Here is a 20,404-nt window from a genome sequence, read left to right as displayed (position 1 = left end):
GATGTATGCGGATGTATGCGTTTGTCGCTGATTCAAAAATTCGATTTTATATACTGTGATTGTAAGAAGCAAAGAGCAAATTTACTCTCCTTGCAATTTACACTTTTTAATTATAGCACATTGGCGCGAAGAAAACAATATCTTTGCGATGACGAATATATGAATAGCGATGCAAAATAAATGTTTTTCTCGCCACCAGCCGCAAAAGAACTTGTATACAGCAACGAAAGGTAGGTGATTCATGTGAAAAATCCAGAAAAAGAAATGTGGGAAACCAACATCGAGAATACTGCTTCTACAGTGGCAGCCGAATATGGAAACGCCGTTGCGAAATCAGTTTTTGCACGCTACGGTGCTCACGGATTTTATGATTTAGCTTCTTGTTATTACGGCGAGGTCTTCGCTGACTTGGAACAAATTTCCAACGACAACTAAACGAACGCCCTGAGCAAGGCGTAAAACTACTTTTCCTGAAATCAGCTCACCTTCTTCGTGGCCACGAGGTGTGTTCGTAGTTGATGGAAGGAAGAACATTAAACATAGAGTGCCAGCTAACGGACGGCTGGTCACCGATTCGAAGCGGAGAAATCCGCATGAGGTGACCGCTTATGAAAAGCAAAACTGGCAGCCATACAGGTTATCTCCGCTTCGGTTTAACAGCCGAAAGGAGAAAAACACATGGCAATCAACGAAAATCAATGCAAACACCGTATCTACCTGAAATCCACCCGTCAATGGGTGGAAGTATCCGAAACCGTCTATCGTGAGCACACCCGTTTTTACGATGCCTTTCGCAAGAAGGCACAGTATCACGGCCAGTGCATCTGCCCGAAGAACAAGTTCTGGCTTTGCGATGGCGACTGCTGCAACTGCGAGTATCGTCGGGGCGGGGACATGCTTTCCCTCGATTTCACCTCAGAAAACGAGGACGGCGACACCTGTACTCCGCAGGACGCTATTCCGGACGATTCTCCATTACTGGACGAAATCGTCTGTGACAGAGCCACGCTGGAACAGTTATTCAGACGCCTGCAGGAGTTGATGCCGGAGGCCGAAGAAATCGGCCGTCTTCGTCTTCAGAATATACCCGACGAGGCAATCGCCGACATCCTCGGCATCAAGCGCACCACCTTCCGCTCGCGTTTAGCCAAAGCAAAGGATATTCTTGCTGCAGAGTATCCTGACTTCTTCTAAAACATAAGGCAGCGCTCCGGCTGCTTTTGTGGCAGTCGGAGATTTTATAATTTTTTTCTTTTCCTTCGTCAAAACGGTTCCCTCATCTCCAGTGGTAAGTGTAAGGCACAGAACAACAGCCTTTCAGATTGGAGGTGAACACCATGAGACAGTCCTATCACAACAGCCACAAGGACGATACCGAGGTGATTAAGGTTTTGACCTCAATCAGTATCGTATCCGGCAGACTGGCAAGGAACCTGAGTATCCTTGCCGCACAAAGACAATCCGAGGAAGGAGGAAGAATCCATGAGCAAAATGAACGATATGGCACAGACCTGCGAAGAACTGCGAGGTGCAGCTGCTGCCATCTCTGATGCAGTCGAGTGGCTGGCAAAACAGTTTAGCGGTGAGGCTGATGCGCAGCCCGTAAAAAAGACAGCTCCGAAACCTGAACCGAAACCGCAGCTGACGCTGGAGCAGGTACGAGCTGTACTGGCGGATAAATCCCGTGCCGGTCATACTGCTGCCATCCGCGAGTTGCTTCTGAAATATGGAGCCAGCAAGCTGTCGCAGATTGACCCGGCAAATTACGAAGCCCTCTTGAGGGAAGCGGAGGTGCTTGGCGATGCCACCTAATGGACATGCAATTCTCTCAGCTTCCTCTTCCAACCGCTGGCTTCATTGTCCGCCTTCTGCAAGGCTCGGTGAAAGCTACGAGGACAAAGGAAGCGACTACGCAGCAGAAGGCACCGAGGCACATAGTCTTTGCGAATACAAACTCCGCAAGGCACTGGGTCAGAAGGCCAAAAATCCTACGAAACAGTTGTCCTGGTACAGCGAGGAAATGGAGGATTGTGCCACCGGCTATGCTGCCTACATCCTTGAGCAGGTAGAAGCTGCCAAGCAGACCTGCGCTGACCCAGTCGTCCTGATTGAACAGCGAGTAGATTTCTCTCGTTGGGTGGAACAAGGCTTCGGTACCGCAGACTGCATCGTCATCGCAGACGGAACACTCCGAATTTGCGATTACAAGCACGGCTTGGGCATCCTCGTTTCCGCTGAGGATAATCCTCAGATGAAATGCTACGCACTTGGTGCTCTGGAACTGTTCGACGGCATCTACGACATCGATACGGTCAGCATGACCATCTATCAGCCCAGACGCCAGAACATCTCAACCTTTGAGCTTTCCAAGGACGAGCTTTACCACTGGGCCGATGGGCCGAGGAAATTCTAAAGCCTACCGCTGCTCTGGCTTTCGCCGGTGATGGCAATTATCTGTGCGGTGAGTGGTGCGGCTTTTGCAAGGCCAAGTATGAATGCCGGGCCAGAGCTGAAGCAAATCTCTCCCTTGCACAACATGACTTCAAGCTGCCTCCGCTGCTGGAGGACACTGAAATTGAAGTCATCCTCTCCCGTGTGGATGAGCTGGTGGCATGGGCTTCCGATATTAAGGAATACGCCCTGCAGCAGGCAGTCAGCGGTAAGGAATGGAACGGCTGGAAGCTGGTCGAAGGTCGTTCCAACAGAAAGTACACCAATGAAGCTGCTGTCATTCAGGCAGTCAGCGAGGCTGGCTTCGACCCGTATGAGAAGAAGCTGCTTGGCATCACAGCCTTACAGAAGCGTCTTGGCAAATCTCGCTTCGACGAACTTCTGAACGGCTTTATCGAAAAGCCACAGGGTAAACCAACACTCGTGCCGGAAAGCGATAAACGCCCGGCAATGAACAACGCAAAAAATGATTTTATGGAGGAAAATGACAATGAGTAAAAATATCAAAACCGCAAATCCCATGAAGGTAATCACTGGCCCGGACACCCGTTGGAGCTACGCCAACGTCTGGGAACCTAAATCTATCAACGGTGGCACTCCGAAGTATAGTGTCAGCCTCATCATTCCGAAGTCCGACACCAAGACCGTCGCTAAGATTGAAGCAGCTATCGAGGCTGCCTACAAGGAAGGCGAAGGCAAGCTCAAGGGCAGCGGCAAATCCGTACCGGCACTGTCTGTTCTCAAGACTCCACTGCGTGACGGCGACCTGGAACGTCCGGATGACTCCGCCTACGCGAACGCCTACTTCGTGAATGCCAACGCCACCTCTGCACCTGGCATCGTGGATGTTGACCGCAATCCTATCCTGACTCGCTCCGAGGTCTACTCCGGCGTGTACGGTCGTGCCAGCATCAGCTTCTACGCCTTCAACAGCTCTGGCAACAAAGGCATCGCCTGCGGCCTGAACAATCTGCAGAAGGTACGTGATGGTGAGCCTCTTGGCGGCAAGGCAAGTGCTGAGTCCGATTTTGCAACGGAGGAAGCCGAGGATTTCCTTGACTAACAGCAGTATCTGAGTAACCGGCAGGGTGGCGGAGAAATCTGTCACCCTGTTTATTCAGGGTTCCCGAAAAGTCGTAGACTTTTTGGGAAAAGGAGCCACAGCGAAATGAACGAACTTCCGCACAAGTGGGGAAGTGAGCGATATGCAGCTTGTGGCGACGCGCGGAAAGGACGTACTTTTATGAAAACCTTAAGTATTGATATTGAAACCTACAGCAGCACGCCGCTGCAAAAGTCAGGCGTATATCGCTATGTGGAAGCTCCAGATTTTGAAATCCTGCTCTTTGGCTACAGCGTAGATGCTGGCCCTGTGCAGGTCATTGACCTTGCCTGCGGTGAACACATTCCCAAAGAAATACTGGCGGCCTTGGAGGATGCGACTGTGACAAAATGGGCCTTTAATGCCAGTTTTGAACGCATCTGCCTCTCACGCTTCTTGGGCTATCCTACCAGCGATTACCTTGACCCGGAAAGCTGGCGCTGTTCCATGATATGGGCCGCCACAATGGGCCTGCCCTTATCCTTGGAGGGAGTTGGTGCCGTTCTTGGTCTTGAAAAGCAAAAGCTCTCGGAGGGCAAAGACCTCATCAAATATTTCTGCCAGCCCTGTGCACCTACCAAGGTCAATGGAGAACGCACCCGGAATCGCCCTTTTCATGCTCCAGAAAAATGGGCCGACTTCAAGCGTTACAATCTCCGTGATGTGGAAACCGAAATGGGAATCCAGCAAAGACTTTATAAATTCCCTGTGCCTGAAATGGTATGGGAGGAATATCATCTTGACCAGCAGATAAATGACACCGGAGTGAGGCTCGACCTGGAATTGGTAACGCAGGCGCTTGAAATGGACAACCGTTCCCGGAAAGAACTGACCACGGCGATGCAGCGTATCACCGCACTGGAAAACCCGAACTCCGTCCAGCAGATGAAACAATGGCTGGCTGAAAACGGCATGACAACTGACAGCCTGGACAAGAAGGCCGTGGCAGAACTTTTGAAGACAGCGCCTCCAGAGCTTTGCGAGGTCTTAACCCTGCGCCAGCAACTGGCGAAATCCTCTGTTCGCAAATATCAGGCAATGGAAAAGACCGTATGCGCCGACGGTCGTGCCCGTGGTATGTTTCAGTTTTATGGAGCCAACAGGACGGGCCGTTTTTCCGGACGCAATATACAGCTGCAAAACCTACCTCAAAACCATCTGCCTGACCTGGCTGAGGCACGTGCCCTTGTGCGTTCTGGCGACTTTGAGGCAGTGGAACTTTTATATGAGGATGTCCCGGATACACTTTCCCAGCTTATTCGCACGGCTTTTATTCCAAGAGAAGGCACACGCTTTTACGTTGCAGACTTTTCGGCCATTGAAGCTCGTGTCATCGCGTGGTTTGCCGGTGAAAGCTGGCGACAGGAGGTCTTCGCCAAGGGCGGCGATATCTACTGCGCCTCTGCCAGTCAGATGTTTCGCGTACCGATAGAGAAGCATGGTATCAACGGCCACCTTCGCCAAAAAGGTAAAATCGCCGAGCTGGCCCTCGGCTATGGAGGCAGCGTGGGTGCGCTTAAGGCAATGGGCGCTTTGGATATGGGACTCACGGAAGGGGAGCTTCCTCCTCTTGTTGGCGCTTGGCGACAGTCCAATCCGAAAATTGTCGAATTTTGGTGGGCCGTTGACCGCGCTGTTATGGAAGCCGTGAAGTACAAACATACCACCACCGATTATGGGCTGACATTTTCCTGCCGCAGCGGAATGCTGTTTATCACGCTTCCCTCTGGCAGAAAGCTGGCCTACGTCAAGCCAAAGGTTGGAACGAATAGATTCGGTGGCAGCTGTATCACCTATGAGGGCGTCGGCGGCACCAAGAAGTGGGAACGCCTGGATTCCTACGGCCCGAAATTTGTCGAAAACATCGTGCAGGCAACCGCACGTGATATTCTGTGCTACGCCCTGAAGACACTGCGCTGCTGCTCCATTGTCATGCATATCCACGATGAACTGGTCATTGAAGGCGACCCTCATATGTCGCTGGAGGCAATCTGTGAGCAGATGGGCCGGACACCACCGTGGGCAAAGGGCCTGCTGCTTCGCGCCGATGGCTACGTTACAGATTTTTATAAAAAAGATTGATTCGTTTCGTCAAAAGCACTCTCTCATCTCCAGTGGATAGTGAGATGGTGCCTTGAAGATTTACCCATAGACGTCCATCTCGATTATGAGGTGGACGTTTTTTGTGCCATCCGGAAAGGAGGACTCGTGCAATGAGCATCAGCAAATTTAACAGTGAAGGGTGCTGCTCCCCAGTGGGGAGCGTTAAGCACCGACCGAACCGGCAGGTGAGACCTTTTGACCCCACTGCCTATGGCGCACTATCCGTTATTGACAAGGAAGAACTAGCACTTCGCGCTTTCAGGCCTATCGTCTATATCTGTTCTCCCTTTGCCGGAGACATCGAAACCAACGTAAAAGCTGCAAGAGCTTACAGTCGCTTTGCTGTGGAAACCGGTTATATCCCTATCGCGCCACATTTGTTATTTCCGCAGTTTCTCAACGACGCCGACCCACAGGAACGCCAGCTTGGTCTGTTCTTCGGAAATGCCCTGATGAGCAAGTGTTCCGAGGTCTGGGTGTTTGGCAAACGCATCTCGCCCGGCATGGAAGCTGAAATTGAACGAGCCAAGTGGAAGAACTACCGCTTGCGCTATTTTACTGAAAATCTGGAGGAGGTCTAAGACTATGTATGAAGTAATCGAAAAAAGAAAAAAGTTGCCGGACGGCACTGAAATCAGTACCTATACACGTGAGGTAGTAAGCTGCAACATTCTCGAAGTGGAAGCTGGCACTACCGGCTATCAGGGTGGTGACACTGGTCTCGGCGGACGCACCTATTTCCGCATTCAGGATGCAGCCTGCACGGATATGGATATTCGTGTGCTGCGCGACCGTTTCGGTGATGCTACCGGCTTTGAGGTTTTCCTTGGTGGCGACTGCGAGCTGGAAACCACTATCCGTGCCTTGAGGTTTATCACCAAGGTGTTGGAGGACGAAGCCAAGGAGGTGTTTGACTAATGTTCACACTGTATTCTGCGGACGTTACCGGCAATCCCGGTAACTGCTCCTATCCCCATAAGCAGGTCGTTTTGGATGAAGCCGGTTTGAAAGCGGCCATTTGCCACGATTATGTATGCGCTGAATATCGCAACAGCTATCGTAACGGTGAGAACTTTATCGGCAGCGACTGCTTGCCGGTGGACTGTGACAATGACCACTCTGAAAATCCGGAAGATTGGATTACGCCAGAGGACGTGATGCAGGCTTTTCCCGGCGTTACCTTCGCTGTTCACTTCAGTCGTTTTAATCAGCGCGAGAAAAACGGCAAGTCTGCAAGGCCAAAGTTCCATGTGCTTTTTCCTATTGCTACCGTAACAGATGCTGGCCTTTACAGTGATATGAAAAAGCTGGTCAATTCCATCTTCCCTTATTTTGATACGCAGGCGCTGGATGCTGCACGCTTCTTTTTCGGAACTGCTACTGCCGAGGTAGCTTTGTATCCGGGGCGCATGAACCTGACCGGGTTTTTGGACGATGACCTGTTCGACGAAGGTCTGCCGGAGGGTCAATACGATTCTTCCATCATCCCGGAGGGCAGCCGTAATGCAACCCTGAGCCGTTTCGCCGGTCGTGTCATCAAGAAATATGGCGATACGGATAAGGCCTACCAGACCTTCCTTGAAGAAGCCGCCAAATGTGAACCGCCTCTCGATAACAGCGAGCTTGGCACTATCTGGCACAGCGCACAGCGTTTTTATGCGCGACTCTCAAGCCAGGAAGGCTATGTGGCACCAGAGGTTTATAATGACCCGTCCTGCTATAAGCCGGGCGACTATTCCGATGTTGGACAGGCTGAGGTGCTGGCGAAGTATTTCTCAAAAGAGCTGCGCTACTCTCCGGCCACTCATTTCATTCGCTACTCTGACCACTACTGGCAGGAATCCGAACCGGGCGCACAGGCTGTTGCACATGAGCTGACCCGTCGCCAATTGAAGGAAGCCGGGAACGACCTGGTCACCGCCTTGGATAAATTAAAGAGCTGCGGTGCACAGGCGATTTTAGATGGTGCCTCAAAGAGCAAGGCCGAACAGCTGATGAATGAAGAACAGCTGCAGGCTTTTCAGGATTTTTCCGCAGCGAAAGCCTATCAGGCCTTTGCAGTCAAGCGCAGGGATTCCAAGAATATCACCTCTACGCTGAAGGAAGCTCATCCGATGCTGGAGATTTCGCCGAGAGATTTGGATGCCGACTGCTTTGCCCTGTGTACGCCGGAAGCCACCTATGACCTGCGCCGTGGCATGGCCGGAGCACGAGAACATTTACCGGAGGACTTCATTACCAAAATCACCTCCGTATCGCCGGGGCAAAAGGGTCAGCAGCTTTGGCTCGATAGTCTTGACCTTATCTTCCAGAACAATCAGGAACTCATCGACTACGTTCAGATGATTTGTGGACTGTCCGCCATCGGCAAGGTTTACGTGGAAGCTCTCATCATTGCCTACGGCGATGGCCGAAATGGTAAATCCACCTTCTGGAATGCCATCTCCAGAGTGCTGGGCCTGTACAGCGGCAACATCTCCGCCGACACCCTGACCGTTGGCTGCCGCAGAAACATCAAACCAGAAATGGCTGAGGTCAAGGGCAAGCGACTGCTGATTGCAGCAGAAATGCAGGAAGGTGCCCGCCTCAATGACTCCACCGTCAAGCAGCTTTGTTCCACCGATGACGTGTTTGCGGAAAAGAAATACAAAGACCCGTTTTCCTTCAAGCCCTGCCACACCCTTGTACTTTATACCAACCATCTGCCTCGTGTCAGCGCCTCCGATGATGGTATCTGGCGTCGTCTTATCGTCATTCCGTTTGGTGCCAAGATTACCGGCAACAGCGACATCAAGAATTATGGCGAGTACCTATATGACAATGCCGGTGATAGTATTCTGGCGTGGGTCATCGAGGGTGCCAAAAAGGTCATCGAACTGGATTACCAGATTCCCGTACCGGCCTGCGTACAAACGGCCATTGATGCCTACCGCAACCAGAATGACTGGTTTGGTCATTTTATGGAGGACTGCTGTGACGTGGATGCGTCCTATAAGGAAAGCTCCTCTGGGCTTTATCAGGCATACCGAAACTACTGCGTGGATACCAATGACTATGTGCGTAACACGGCAGACTTCTATCTTGCCTTGGAGAACGCTGGTTATGAGCGTATCACACAAAATCGCAAGCGTTACTTTAAGGGCCTGCGTTTGACACAGAAAAATGACGTTGAAGAAGATTTTTTGAACTGATTTTCTATAGATGACAAGGTGTATCAAGGTCATATACAAAAATTCTCTTAGGACTATAAGAAAGTCTATAAGAAAAAGTTAGGAAAAGACCATTGATACACCTTGCACCTATTGATTAAAAGCCCTGATGGGAGGACAAGTATGCGAGAAAAAACGATAGAAACCAAATTAACCGTGGCGGTAAAAAGGGCCGGTGGCATTGCAGTAAAGTTCGTGTCTCCGAGTTTCGATGGGATGCCCGACCGCCTTATCTTATTACCTGATGGCGTTATCGCCTTTGTAGAACTCAAGGCACCTGGAAAACGCCCACGTTCCTTACAGGAAGCAAGGCACCGACTGCTGCGCTCCCTGGGTTTTCGTGTTTACGTCATCGACAGCATAGAACAGATTGGAGGGATGCTTCTTGAACTTCAAGCCACATGATTATCAGGCCTTTGCCATCGACTACATTGAAACACATCCCGTAGCTGCTGTGCTGCTAGATATGGGTCTTGGCAAGACGGTCATTTCCCTGACTGCTATCGCTGACCTGTTGTTTGACAGCTTTCTGGCCCACCGCATTCTGGTGGTCGCTCCACTTCGTGTGGCCCGTGATACCTGGCCAGCAGAACTTGAAAAATGGTCACACCTGCAGCACCTGTCTTTTACCGTTGCTGTTGGCAGCGTGAAGGAGCGCCGGGCTGCTTTAATGGCCACAGCTGACATTACCATCATCAACCGCGAAAATCTGCAATGGCTGATAGAGGACAGTGGCTTTCCCTTTGACTACGATATGGTGGTCATCGACGAACTCTCCTCCTTCAAGAATCACCAGTCAAAGCGCTTCCGTTCTCTGATGAAGGTACGGCCCAAGGTCAAACGCATCATTGGCCTGACTGGTACGCCAAGCTCCAATGGCCTGATGGATTTATGGGCTGAGTTCCGGCTGCTGGACATGGGCAAGCGCCTCGGTCGCTTTATTACCGAATACCGCAACAATTACTTTTCACCAGATAAACGAAACGGCATGATTATCTATTCCTATAAACCGCAGCCCTATGCAGAGGAACTTATCTACCGGCAGATTTCGGATATTACGATTTCCATGAAATCCACCGACCACCTGCAGATGCCTGAGCTGATTTCCTCGCAATATGAGGTGAAGCTCTCCGAGGAAGAACGCCTGCGCTATGAGGAGTTGAAAAAAGACCTGATATTGCAGCTTCCAGACGGTGAGGTGACCGCCGCAAATGCAGCTTCTCTTACCGGCAAGTTATCACAGCTGGCCAATGGTGCGATTTATGCCGATACCGGCGACACCATTGAATTTCACGACCGAAAGCTGGATGCGCTGGAGGACATTCTGGAAGCGGCAAACGGCAAACCCGTTCTGGTGGCCTACTGGTTTAAGCATGACCTTGAACGTATCAAGCGCCGCTTCACGGTCAGGGAAATCAAGGATAGCCAGGATATCACCGACTGGAATGCCGGAAAAATCCCGGTAGCAGTTATTCATCCAGCCTCTGCCGGTCATGGCCTGAACCTGCAAGCTGGCGGCTCCACCCTTATCTGGTTTGGGCTGACCTGGTCACTGGAATTGTACCAGCAGACCAACGCCCGATTATGGAGGCAAGGCCAGACCTCCTGTACCGTGGTGATAGAACACATCATCACAAAAGGCACCATCGACGAGCGGATACTAAAGGCTCTCTCCCAAAAGGAGCTGAGCCAGACCGCTTTGATTGATGCCGTAAAAGCCAATCTATGACAGTCCATGCCAATCCGAGGGAAATTAAAAATTCCGGAGGTATCCTATGACAGAAAAAGAATACTTACTACAGGCTCGTTACCTTGACGAGCGTATCAATTCTAAAATCCAGCAAATCGCTTCCTTGAACGAGCTGGCGACCAGATGCACCTCTACCATTTCGGATATGCCAAGAAACCCGAATCACGGTGGCTCCCGTATGGCAGATGCCGTAATCAAGATTATTTCCCTGCAGGAAGAAATCAACGGGGATATTGACGCACTGGTTGAGTTGAAGCATGAAATCATGGGTGTCATCAAAGCAGTTCCCAATGTGGAATACCAGACCTTACTGGAGAAACGCTACCTGTGCTTCATCACCTGGGAGCAGATTGCTGTGGACATGAACTACTCCATGCAGCACATCCACCGCATGCACAGTGCCGCACTAAAAGAAATCACCGTGCCGACAAAGCATGAGAGTTAATGTGATAGAATGAGAGTCCTATCCTATGATATTATTACAATAGCGAAAAGCGAAAATCACAGAGAGCCTTGTGGATCACCAGACCTGCAGGGCTTTTCTTATGCCCGAAGGAGGTGAACACCAATGCCAAGGAAACCCAAACGACCGTGTTCCCATCCCGGCTGCCCTAACCTAACGGACGGTCGCTACTGTCTGGAACACGAGAAGGAAGAGAACAAACGCTACGAACGATACGACCGTGACCCTGCTACCAAGCGACGCTACGGCAGGGCTTGGAAACGCATCCGTGACAGCTATGCTGCTGCCCACCCACTGTGTGAGCAGTGCCTAAAGGACGGACGCTACGTTGCCACCGAAGAGATACATCACAAGCTCCCACTCTCTCAGGGTGGAACGCATGATAGAAGTAATCTCATTGCCCTGTGCAAAAGCTGTCATGCGAAGATTCATGCAGAACACGGTGACCGCTGGCACAACCGGTAGGGGCGGTCTGAATCTCTACGTTGAAGCCGCCGTGGAACGGGCGTGGGCTCTTACGCACAAAGTCGCAAATTCAAACGGGGTATATAGGCCCCAGAAATGGAGGTGTGAAAATGGCTAAGGACGGTACAAACCGTGGTGGTGCCCGTATAGGTGCCGGAGCCAAGAAAAAGCCCTTAGCTGATAAGCTCGCCGAGGGTAATCCGGGCAAACGAGAGTTGACTGTCATCGACTTTGATAATCAATCAGCCGATTTAGAAGGTCAGCCGATGCCCAAACCATCCAGACTATTATCTGCAAAACAAAAGGACGGCAAAAAGCTGCTTGCACCAGGTATCTACAAAAAGACCTGGGAATGGTTACAGGAACGTCACTGCGCTTCGCTGGTCTCCCCAGACCTGCTGGAACGGTATGCCATGAGTGCTGCCCGTTGGATTCAATGCGAGGAAGCCATCTCTGAGTTTGGTTTCTTAGCCAAGCATCCCACAACCGGCAATGCAATCCAATCGCCCTATGTGGCCATGAGTCAGAACTTCATGTCCCAGACCAATCGTCTCTGGATGGAAATCTATCAAATTGTAAAAGAGAATTGTGCCAGCGAGTACAACGGTGCCACTCCTATGGATGACACGATGGAACTTCTGCTGCGTGCACGGAAAGGAAATTGATATGAACATTACTTATAAAACTGCAGAATCTGTCTGCGAGGGGCATCCTGACAAGCTGTGTGACAAAATCGCCGATGCGATTCTGGATGCCTATTTGAGAAAAGATAAAAGTGCTCATGTTGCTGTAGAGGTCATGGCCGTGGGCCGTCGCATCATTATTGGAGGAGAAATCAGTTCTACTGCCAAGGTCAATATTCAGTCGGTAGTCTGGCGCGTGCTGGATGAAGTAGGCATGAACTCCTGGAGACGTTTGCTTCAGGTCTATGTCAGAAAGCAGAGTCCGGACATCGCTTCTGGCGTGAACTACTCGCTGGAAAGTCGCAACGGTGATGACAGCTGGTATTCCTCTATGGGCGCTGGCGACCAGGGGACGGTTTATGGTTATGCCATTGATGAAGGCGGCTACCGCTACCTTCCACTCCCGCTGCTCTTTGCGCACGATATCTGCAAAAAACTGGATGAGTGCCGCAAGTCCGGTCTTGTTCACGACATCCTGCCGGATGGCAAGTCCCAGGTCACCATCGAATATCGTGATGGACAGCCTGCTCGTGTGAAGGCCATCGTGGTCTCTATCCAGCACAAGGAAAACGTACAGCTTGAACAGCTGCGCAGTGAAATCATCTCCAATATCCTATGGCCCGTTTTTGAGAAGTTCCCGTTTGATAAGGATACAGAGATTCTGGTCAATCCTTCCGGTCGCTTCGTGAAGGGTGGCCCGGATGCTGATACTGGTCTCACCGGCAGAAAACTGATGGTCGATAGCTATGGTGGACTTGCTCATCATGGCGGCGGTGCTTTTTCTGGCAAAGACCCGTCGAAGGTTGACCGCTCCGGTGCCTATATGGCTCGCTACATTGCAAAGAACCTCGTATCCTCTCGGCTGGCCAAGGAATGTGAGGTCAGCATCTCCTATGCCATTGGCAAGGCTGACCCGGTGGCCTTCACCGTGAACACCTTCGGTACCAGCAAGTATTCGGATGAGGCTATCCGTAAAGGCTGCCTTGAGATTTTCAACCTGCGTCCGGCAGCCATCCTTGAAAAGCTGTGCCTGCGCAATGCCGATTATGAAAAGACCGCCACCTATGGTCATTTCACCGGCTATAACACTTGGGAGGATTCGCTCTCGCTGAAGGAAGATATCCACTTGGAGGAGGTCGTGAAGAAATATGCAGATTGAAAAGAAAAACGTAAAAGACCTGCTCCCGGCAGAATACAATCCTCGTAAGGATTTGAAACCGGGTGACAAGGAATACGAAAAGCTGAAACGCTCCATCGAGCAATTCGGTTATGTGGAACCCGTCATCTGGAATGAGACCACCGGTCGTGTAGTCGGCGGCCATCAGCGCTTGAAGGTGCTGCAGAACATGGGCATGACCGAGGTGGACTGCGTTATCGTTCAGATGGAGGAAGAAAAAGAGAAAGCCCTGAATGTGGCCCTTAATAAAATCAGCGGTGAGTGGGACAACGACAAGTTAGCCCTTTTGATTGCTGATTTGCAGGGCGCTGACTTTGATGTCTCCCTTACCGGTTTCGAGCCGGAGGAACTGGAAGACTTATTCCGCGAGGATACCAAAAGCGGCATAAAGGACGACGACTTTGATGTGGAGGCTGAGCTGCAAAAGCCCACCTTCTCCAAGGCCGGTGACCTCTGGCTCCTTGGCGACCATCGCCTTGTCTGTGGCGATTCCACGAAGCCCGAAACCTACGAGCTTTTGATGGCTGGCAAGCAGGCCAACCTTGTGGTCACAGACCCACCCTACAACGTCAACTACGAAGGCTCCGCCGGGAAAATCAAGAACGACAACCTGGGCAACGAGGCTTTTTATCAGTTCCTGTTCGACGCCTACACCCAGATGGCCGCTGCAATGGCAGACGACGCCAGCATCTATGTATTCCATGCGGATACCGAGGGACTGAATTTCAGAAAAGCCTTCGTAGACGCAGGTTTCTATCTCTCTGGCTGCTGCATCTGGAAAAAGCAGTCCTTGGTGCTGGGGCGCTCCCCATACCAGTGGATGCACGAGCCGGTGCTGTTTGGCTGGAAGAAAAATGGCAAACATCAGTGGTACACGGGTCGCAAGGAAACCACCATCTGGGAATTTGATAAACCAAAGAAAAATGGTGACCACCCGACCATGAAGCCTATCCCGCTTCTGGCCTATCCGATTATGAATTCCAGCATGAGCAATTCCATCGTACTCGACCCCTTCGGTGGCAGCGGCTCTACACTCATCGCCTGCGAACAGACGAAACGCCTCTGCTGCACCATCGAGCTGGACGAAAAATTCTGCGATGTTATCGTGGAGCGCTACCTTGAACAGGTCGGCTCCTCCGAAAAGGTCTTCGTCATCCGTGACGGTCTGACCTATTCCTACGATGAAATCGCTGTCGTGGCTGAGTAACCGCCTTGGTACTATACACAATCTGGGAGGCACATATTTGTCAGGTTTATTCTTCGAATTGACTTGCTAATATGTGCCTTTAGAGTGATTAATGTAGTACCAAAACAAAGGAGGTACACACCATGAAAGTTACTTACAACGTTACCAACAGAAAGCCTTTTGTAAAGGCCCTTGAGGAAATCACAGGAGCCAAGGCAATCTACAAGAAAACACCAACCTACGCCTACGAGGTGGATTACTTCACTGTCACCAGAGAAGGCAATCTTACCTTCAATGACATGGCTGACCCGGAGGAAATCCGGCAGGTGCTGGCAGCCCTCACCGAGCGCGGCTTCCATTACGAAAGTGCCGAATACGACGAGCCCCAGCCGGAACTTGACTGCGAGGAACCGCTGGAGGATTGCCCTCCGGCCTACGATATTCCGGACGAGGAAACTGGCCTGACGGTCACACTTCCACTGGACAAGGCCGCAGCCGGGAACCTGACAAACCTTCTGGAGGCCAAGGGCACGCTCATCAAGACGGCGCTGAATATCGAAGAAACGCCTATCCTCATCACCGAGGAGACTATTTCCTTCCCTTGGTTCCACAAGCTGCCGGAGCCTGACGAGGTCAAGGCCTACACTCACTTCATCGCAGCCCTTTGCCAGATGAGCAAAAATCAGAAGCGCATTAGCGCCACAGAGAAGCCGGTGGAAAACGAGAAGTACGCCTTCCGCTGCTTTCTACTCCGCCTCGGCTTCATTGGCAACGAGTACAAGGAGGAGCGCAAAATCCTGCTCCGCAACCTGACTGGCTCCGCAGCCTTCAAGTCCGGTACAAAAAAGGAGGTGCCTTCTAATGAGATTTCCGAGTAAAGAGCAGGTCGAACGCCTGCGTCAGCAATATCCAAACGGCACCCGTGTGGGGCTGCTTCAGATGGATGACCTACAGGCACCGCCTATTGGTACTCTTGGCACCGTCTACGGTGTCGATGATACTGGCAGCCTTCTGGTGAACTGGGACAATGGCTCCGGCCTCAACGTAATCTTCGGTGTCGATAGATGTCGAAAGCTGTAAATTACACAGTTTATCGTCACAATCTTTGGTACATATATAGGCCCTAAATGAGTTGCTATTATGTGCTTTTAGAGCGAATATGTACCTACCGAAAGGGTGCGGGTTGCCAGTGGCAACCGTTGGACGCAAAGCGGACAACAGCACCGACCGAGTCGGCAGACGAGACAACAAACACACGGAGGTTACGAACATGAAAGAGATTACCACATTTGAAAACATCGACCGCAGCAAGAGCTTCAAGGAACAGGGCTTAAACGGCACTCTTTACTGGGCTTACCAGAACAGCAAGGAAGCCGGAAACAACCTGATTGACTTTAACGAGGTCATTTGGGATTACGACATCGACCCAATCCTCGAAAATTGCAGAGCACTTGGCATCACCGAGTTCACCATCAGCTCCACCTTTTCAAGCCTCATCACCACCCTGGCAGAATTTGAAAAGCGCGGCTGCCACATGGCCGGGCTCACCCAGGTCAAGGCCCGCTACACCGACTGGCAGACCGGCGAACACGCCAGCATTCCTGCCATCAAGATGACGGTAAAGGAGGCCTAAACCATGTGGAGTGAAGGAACGATTAGAATCCCCGCAGCAGACAGCAAGTACACCGTCGTTCATTACTGGGTCAAGCATTACGAGGAACCCAGCGAGGAATACGGCATCAATGGCGGCAAAATTTCCAAGTTGATGCTGAAGGCAGACGGCAAAATCATCTGCAACTACGATAGGGGCTGGGACATCGAGCCCACCTGCAAGGAAGCCGAGCTTGCGCTTTGCATCCTTTTAAACAATCACAACTAAGAACACCTGGATAACAGAATATCCCAAGTGCGGAGCCTGACGGCTCTGTATCTTGTTACAAAGGCTTGCCGTTGGCAGGTCATTTTTTATGCCCGAAAGGAGGCTGCACCGTTGAGAAAACTGAAAAGCTATAAACCCACACGCTTTATGGCTGCGGACTCCACCTACAACAAACAGATGGCGGATTACGCAGTCAATTTTATTGAGTGCCTCTGTCACACGAAGGGCACCTGGGCCGGAAAGCCCTTCGAGCTTATTGATTGGCAGGAACAAATTATCCGAGACATCTTCGGCACCCTCAAGCCAAACGGCTACCGACAATTTAATACCGCCTATGTGGAAATCCCAAAGAAGATGGGAAAATCCGAGCTGGCCGCTGCGGTGGCCCTGCTGCTTACCTGCGGCGACGGTGAGGAACGCGCTGAGGTATACGGCTGTGCAGCTGACCGCCAGCAGGCGACCATCGTATTTGACGTGGCCGCCGATATGGTGCGTATGTGTTCTGCGCTCAACCGGCGAGTAAAGATACTGACTTCTCAGAAGCGTATCATTTATCAGCCTACCAATAGCTTCTATCAGGTGCTTTCCGCTGAGGCCTACTCCAAGCACGGCTTCAACATTCACGGCGTTGTCTTCGATGAGCTGCACACCCAGCCAAACCGAAAGCTCTTTGATGTTATGACCAAGGGTTCCGGTGACGCCCGTATGCAGCCGCTGTATTTTTTGATTACTACCGCCGGTACCGACACCAACAGCATCTGCTATGAAACGCATCAGAAGGCAAAGGATATTCTGGAGGGCCGTAAGGTGGACTCCACCTTCTATCCGGTCATTTATGGTGCGGATGAAAGCGATGACTGGACTGACCCGGAGGTCTGGAAGAAGGCCAATCCTTCTCTCGGCATCACGGTCGGGATGGATAAGGTAAAGGCAGCCTGCGAATCCGCCCAGCAAAATCCCGGTGAGGAGAATTCCTTCCGGCAGCTGCGACTCAATCAATGGGTCAAGCAGGCAATCCGCTGGATGCCAATGGATAAGTGGGATGCCTGTTCCTTTAAGGTGGATGAGGAAGCCCTGGAGGGCCGGGTCTGCTATGGCGGCCTTGACCTTTCTTCCACTACTGACATTACCGCCTTTGTACTGGTATTCCCACCGGAGGATGAGGACGACAAATATTCCATTCTCCCGTATTTCTGGATACCAGAAGAAACCCTCGACCTGCGTGTGAAGCGAGACCATGTTCCTTATGATGTTTGGGAACGTCAAGGCTTCGTACAAACCACCGAGGGAAATGTTGTGCATTACGGCTACATTGAGAAATTTATTGAAAGCCTCGGTGAGCGTTTTAACATCCGCGAGATTGCCTTTGACCGTTGGGGCGCTGTCCAGATGGTGCAAAATCTGGAGGGTATGGGCTTCACCGTCGTGCCCTTCGGACAGGGCTTTAAGGATATGAGCCCACCTACCAAGGAGCTGATGAAGCTGACCCTGGAACAACGTCTGGCCCACAGTGGGCATCCGGTGCTCCGCTGGATGATGGATAACATCTTCATCCGTACTGACCCGGCTAGCAATATCAAGGCTGACAAGGAAAAATCCACAGAAAAGATTGACGGCGCTGTTGCTACTATCATGGGTCTCGACCGAGCTATCCGCTGTGGCAACGATGCTGGCGCTTCTGTTTATGATGACAGAGGCATTTTGTTTATCTGAAGGGAGTGATTTTATATGAGCATTATTTCTGGTCTGTTCCGGTCAAGGGACAAGCCTACAAACAGCACCTCCGGCAGTGCCTACCGCTTTTTCTTTGGTGGCTCCACCGCTGGCAAACCGGTCAATGAACGCTCGGCGCTGCAGATGACTGCAGTATACGCCTGCGTGCGTATCTTGTCCGAGGCCATCGCCGGACTGCCTGTACATCTATATAAATATCAGGAGGATGGCAGCAAGGAAAAAGCACTGAAGCATTCCTTGTATCGGCTCCTGCACGATGCGCCTAATCCGGAGATGACATCCTTTGTGTTTCGGGAAACCTTGATGACACACCTACTCCTGTGGGGCAATGCCTACGCACAGATTATTCGCAATGGCAAGGGTGAAGTCATCGCCCTGTATCCACTGATGCCCAATCGAATGACTGTCGACCGGGATGACAAGGGCAAGCTCTACTATCAGTACCAGATGCAGGATTCCGATGCACCCACCATGAAAACAGGCACGGTAACGCTAAAGACCACCGATGTGCTGCACATTCCGGGCCTTGGCTTTGATGGCCTCGTCGGTTACTCTCCCATTGCGATGGCCAAAAACGCTATCGGCATGGCGATTGCCTGCGAGGAATACGGTGCAAAGTTCTTTGCAAATGGGGCCACACCGGGCGGTATCCTGGAGCATCCGGGCACGGTAAAAGACCCAGCCAAGGTCAGAGAAAGCTGGAACAGCGCTTTTGGCGGCAGCTCCAATGCAAACAAGGTCGCTGTGCTGGAGGAAGGCATGAAATACACGCCTATCTCCATTTCACCAAACGAGGCACAGTTCTTAGAAACCCGAAAATTTCAGATTGATGAAATCGCTCGAATTTTCCGAGTGCCGCCTCACATGGTCGGCGATTTGGAGAAGTCGAGCTTTTCTAATATTGAGCAGCAATCCTTGGAATTCGTGAAGTACACTCTGGAGCCGTGGATAGTCCGTTGGGAACAATCCATCAACCGGGCACTTCTCTCCGAATCCGAGAAGGCTGCTTATTTTGTGAAGTTCAATGTTGACGGTCTTCTCCGTGGTGATTACCAAAGCCGCATGAATGGCTATGCAACAGCCAGACAGAACGGCTGGATGAGTGCCAATGACATCCGTGAACTTGAAAATCTCGACCGCATCCCCACCGAGCAAGGTGGTGACCTATATCTCATTAACGGCAACATGACCAAGCTGGAGGATGCCGGTATATTTGCAGCGACCACTGCTGCTGGAAAGGAGGAAGATGACCATGAAGAAATTCTGGAAGTGGAAGAATCAAACAGTGACCAATCAGGAGACTCAGGAGGAAACACTGGAGAGGACACTGTTCCTAAACGGCACCATCGCCGAGGACAGCTGGTTTGACGATGATGTCACACCAAAGCTCTTCAAAGACGAGCTGCTCACCGGCAGCGGTGACATTACTGTCTGGATTAACTCTCCGGGCGGTGACTGCGTGGCTGCTGCACAGATTTACAACATGCTGATGGATTACAAGGGCAACGTCACGGTAAAGATTGACGGCATCGCTGCTTCGGCAGCCTCTGTCATTGCAATGGCCGGTACCAAGGTGCTGGTATCTCCCGTGTCCATGCTGATGATTCACAATCCGGCCACTGTGGCTTTTGGTGATTCCGCAGAAATGCAGAAAGCCATCGCCATGCTGGACGAAGTGAAGGAAAGCATCATCAACGCCTATGAAATCAAAACCGGCATGAGCCGTGCCAAGCTCTCTCATCTCATGGATGCAGAGACCTGGATGGATGCACATACGGCTGTTGATATGGGCTTTGCCGATGAAATCCTGATGCGTCCCAGTGACACGCCTGTGGAGAACAAGGCCGACGGCCCGATGCTCTTTTCCCGTGCTGCTGTCACCAATTCCTTACTGGATAAGCTGGCTGCAAAATGTCGTATCCTGTCGAAACCTGTCGAAACCGAGCGTTCCGTTCATTCTCTGATGGAGCGCCTTGACCTTATCAAACAATACAATGATCTCTCGGAATTCTGATTGATCATGCCAGCACTGCTGGCAACAGGACATTGAAAAGTGAATATTATCCAAAATGAAATAAATAGTGAAAAAAGAGTATGAGAAATAGACATAACTGTCGCTATGCCTGAAAAATTTGTTATAATAAAAACGGATTATGCTGCTTGTAGAATCAACTTTCTGAGGGCGGATTCAAAAGGCATATC

At 51.2% G+C, this 20,404-nt stretch carries 22 protein-coding genes and 1 pseudogene; all 23 read left to right on the top strand.

The window, feature by feature from the left end; genetic code table 11:
- The first annotated feature begins 243 nt into the window (after positions 1-243).
- The 23 genes and pseudogenes from BN3456_RS10435 to BN3456_RS10325 all read left to right on the top strand — a co-directional run bounded on the left by BN3456_RS10435 (position 244) and on the right by BN3456_RS10325 (position 20,216).
- Positions 244-435 (top strand): hypothetical protein, encoded by a 192-nt coding sequence (locus BN3456_RS10435; protein WP_089984083.1) that lies wholly within the window; start codon positions 244-246, stop codon positions 433-435.
- A 243-nt stretch (positions 436-678) separates the two neighbouring features.
- Positions 679-1,194, top strand: a complete 516-nt coding sequence (locus BN3456_RS10430) for an RNA polymerase sigma factor (RefSeq protein WP_089984082.1) — start codon at positions 679-681, stop codon at positions 1,192-1,194.
- 288 nt (positions 1,195-1,482) lie between these two features.
- Positions 1,483-1,812 (top strand): DNA ligase, encoded by a 330-nt coding sequence (locus BN3456_RS10425; RefSeq protein WP_089984081.1) that lies wholly within the window; start codon positions 1,483-1,485, stop codon positions 1,810-1,812.
- Positions 1,802-2,949: pseudogene (locus tag BN3456_RS10420) on the top strand (DUF2800 domain-containing protein). The gene BN3456_RS10425 and the pseudogene BN3456_RS10420 overlap by 11 nt, the downstream one beginning before the upstream one ends.
- Positions 2,942-3,514, top strand: a complete 573-nt coding sequence (locus BN3456_RS10415) for a DUF2815 family protein (protein WP_089984080.1) — start codon at positions 2,942-2,944, stop codon at positions 3,512-3,514. The pseudogene BN3456_RS10420 and the gene BN3456_RS10415 overlap by 8 nt, the downstream one beginning before the upstream one ends.
- Before the next feature lie 180 nt (positions 3,515-3,694).
- Positions 3,695-5,635, top strand: a complete 1,941-nt coding sequence (locus BN3456_RS10410; protein ID WP_089984199.1) for a DNA polymerase — start codon at positions 3,695-3,697, stop codon at positions 5,633-5,635.
- 131 nt (positions 5,636-5,766) lie between these two features.
- Positions 5,767-6,237, top strand: a complete 471-nt coding sequence (locus tag BN3456_RS10405) for a DUF7768 domain-containing protein (protein WP_242862860.1) — start codon at positions 5,767-5,769, stop codon at positions 6,235-6,237.
- A gap of 4 nt (positions 6,238-6,241) precedes the next feature.
- The gene (locus tag BN3456_RS10400) at positions 6,242-6,574 is read left to right on the top strand and encodes a hypothetical protein (protein WP_089984079.1); all 333 of its coding nucleotides are present in this window, start codon (positions 6,242-6,244) and stop codon (positions 6,572-6,574) included.
- The gene (locus tag BN3456_RS10395; protein ID WP_089984078.1) at positions 6,574-8,847 is read left to right on the top strand and encodes a phage/plasmid primase, P4 family; all 2,274 of its coding nucleotides are present in this window, start codon (positions 6,574-6,576) and stop codon (positions 8,845-8,847) included. Before BN3456_RS10400 ends, BN3456_RS10395 begins: the two co-directional genes overlap by 1 nt.
- Before the next feature lie 141 nt (positions 8,848-8,988).
- Positions 8,989-9,270 (top strand): VRR-NUC domain-containing protein, encoded by a 282-nt coding sequence (locus tag BN3456_RS10390; protein ID WP_089984077.1) that lies wholly within the window; start codon positions 8,989-8,991, stop codon positions 9,268-9,270.
- On the top strand, positions 9,251-10,594 hold the full coding sequence (locus tag BN3456_RS10385; RefSeq protein ID WP_089984076.1) for a DEAD/DEAH box helicase: 1,344 nt from the start codon (positions 9,251-9,253) through the stop codon (positions 10,592-10,594). Before BN3456_RS10390 ends, BN3456_RS10385 begins: the two co-directional genes overlap by 20 nt.
- Positions 10,595-10,640: 46 nt before the next feature.
- Positions 10,641-11,060, top strand: a complete 420-nt coding sequence (locus BN3456_RS10380; RefSeq protein ID WP_089984075.1) for a DUF1492 domain-containing protein — start codon at positions 10,641-10,643, stop codon at positions 11,058-11,060.
- A 123-nt stretch (positions 11,061-11,183) separates the two neighbouring features.
- Positions 11,184-11,543, top strand: coding sequence for an HNH endonuclease (locus BN3456_RS10375; protein WP_089984074.1), 360 nt, complete (start codon positions 11,184-11,186; stop codon positions 11,541-11,543).
- Positions 11,544-11,653: 110 nt separating this feature from the next.
- A complete protein-coding gene (locus BN3456_RS10370) occupies positions 11,654-12,208 on the top strand; it encodes a P27 family phage terminase small subunit (protein ID WP_089984073.1) in 555 nt (184 codons plus the stop codon).
- A gap of 1 nt (position 12,209) precedes the next feature.
- Complete coding sequence (gene metK, locus BN3456_RS10365; protein ID WP_089984072.1) at positions 12,210-13,385, top strand: methionine adenosyltransferase; 1,176 nt, start codon at positions 12,210-12,212, stop codon at positions 13,383-13,385.
- Entirely contained in the window at positions 13,375-14,610 is a 1,236-nt protein-coding gene (locus tag BN3456_RS10360; RefSeq protein ID WP_089984071.1) for a site-specific DNA-methyltransferase, read from the top strand. The genes metK and BN3456_RS10360 overlap by 11 nt, the downstream gene beginning before the upstream one ends.
- A 122-nt stretch (positions 14,611-14,732) precedes the next feature.
- Positions 14,733-15,467, top strand: coding sequence for a virulence protein (locus BN3456_RS10355; RefSeq protein WP_089984070.1), 735 nt, complete (start codon positions 14,733-14,735; stop codon positions 15,465-15,467).
- Positions 15,451-15,669, top strand: coding sequence for a DUF4314 domain-containing protein (locus BN3456_RS10350; RefSeq protein WP_089984069.1), 219 nt, complete (start codon positions 15,451-15,453; stop codon positions 15,667-15,669). Before BN3456_RS10355 ends, BN3456_RS10350 begins: the two co-directional genes overlap by 17 nt.
- A gap of 190 nt (positions 15,670-15,859) precedes the next feature.
- The gene (locus BN3456_RS10345; RefSeq protein WP_089984068.1) at positions 15,860-16,222 is read left to right on the top strand and encodes a DUF7698 family protein; all 363 of its coding nucleotides are present in this window, start codon (positions 15,860-15,862) and stop codon (positions 16,220-16,222) included.
- Between the two features lie 3 nt (positions 16,223-16,225).
- On the top strand, positions 16,226-16,468 hold the full coding sequence (locus tag BN3456_RS10340; RefSeq protein ID WP_089984067.1) for a DUF7678 domain-containing protein: 243 nt from the start codon (positions 16,226-16,228) through the stop codon (positions 16,466-16,468).
- Positions 16,469-16,579: 111 nt separating this feature from the next.
- Positions 16,580-18,181 (top strand): terminase large subunit, encoded by a 1,602-nt coding sequence (locus BN3456_RS10335; RefSeq protein ID WP_207644098.1) that lies wholly within the window; start codon positions 16,580-16,582, stop codon positions 18,179-18,181.
- A 15-nt stretch (positions 18,182-18,196) separates the two neighbouring features.
- Positions 18,197-19,570, top strand: a complete 1,374-nt coding sequence (locus tag BN3456_RS10330) for a phage portal protein (protein WP_089984066.1) — start codon at positions 18,197-18,199, stop codon at positions 19,568-19,570.
- On the top strand, positions 19,455-20,216 hold the full coding sequence (locus BN3456_RS10325; RefSeq protein WP_141654513.1) for a head maturation protease, ClpP-related: 762 nt from the start codon (positions 19,455-19,457) through the stop codon (positions 20,214-20,216). Before BN3456_RS10330 ends, BN3456_RS10325 begins: the two co-directional genes overlap by 116 nt.
- The last annotated feature ends 188 nt before the right edge of the window (positions 20,217-20,404 follow it).

Origin of the sequence: Clostridium sp. C105KSO13, assembly GCF_001517425.1 — a bacterium.
Classification (GTDB): domain Bacteria; phylum Bacillota; class Clostridia; order Lachnospirales; family Lachnospiraceae; genus Muricomes.
This window is presented reverse-complemented; position numbering and strand designations above follow the sequence as displayed.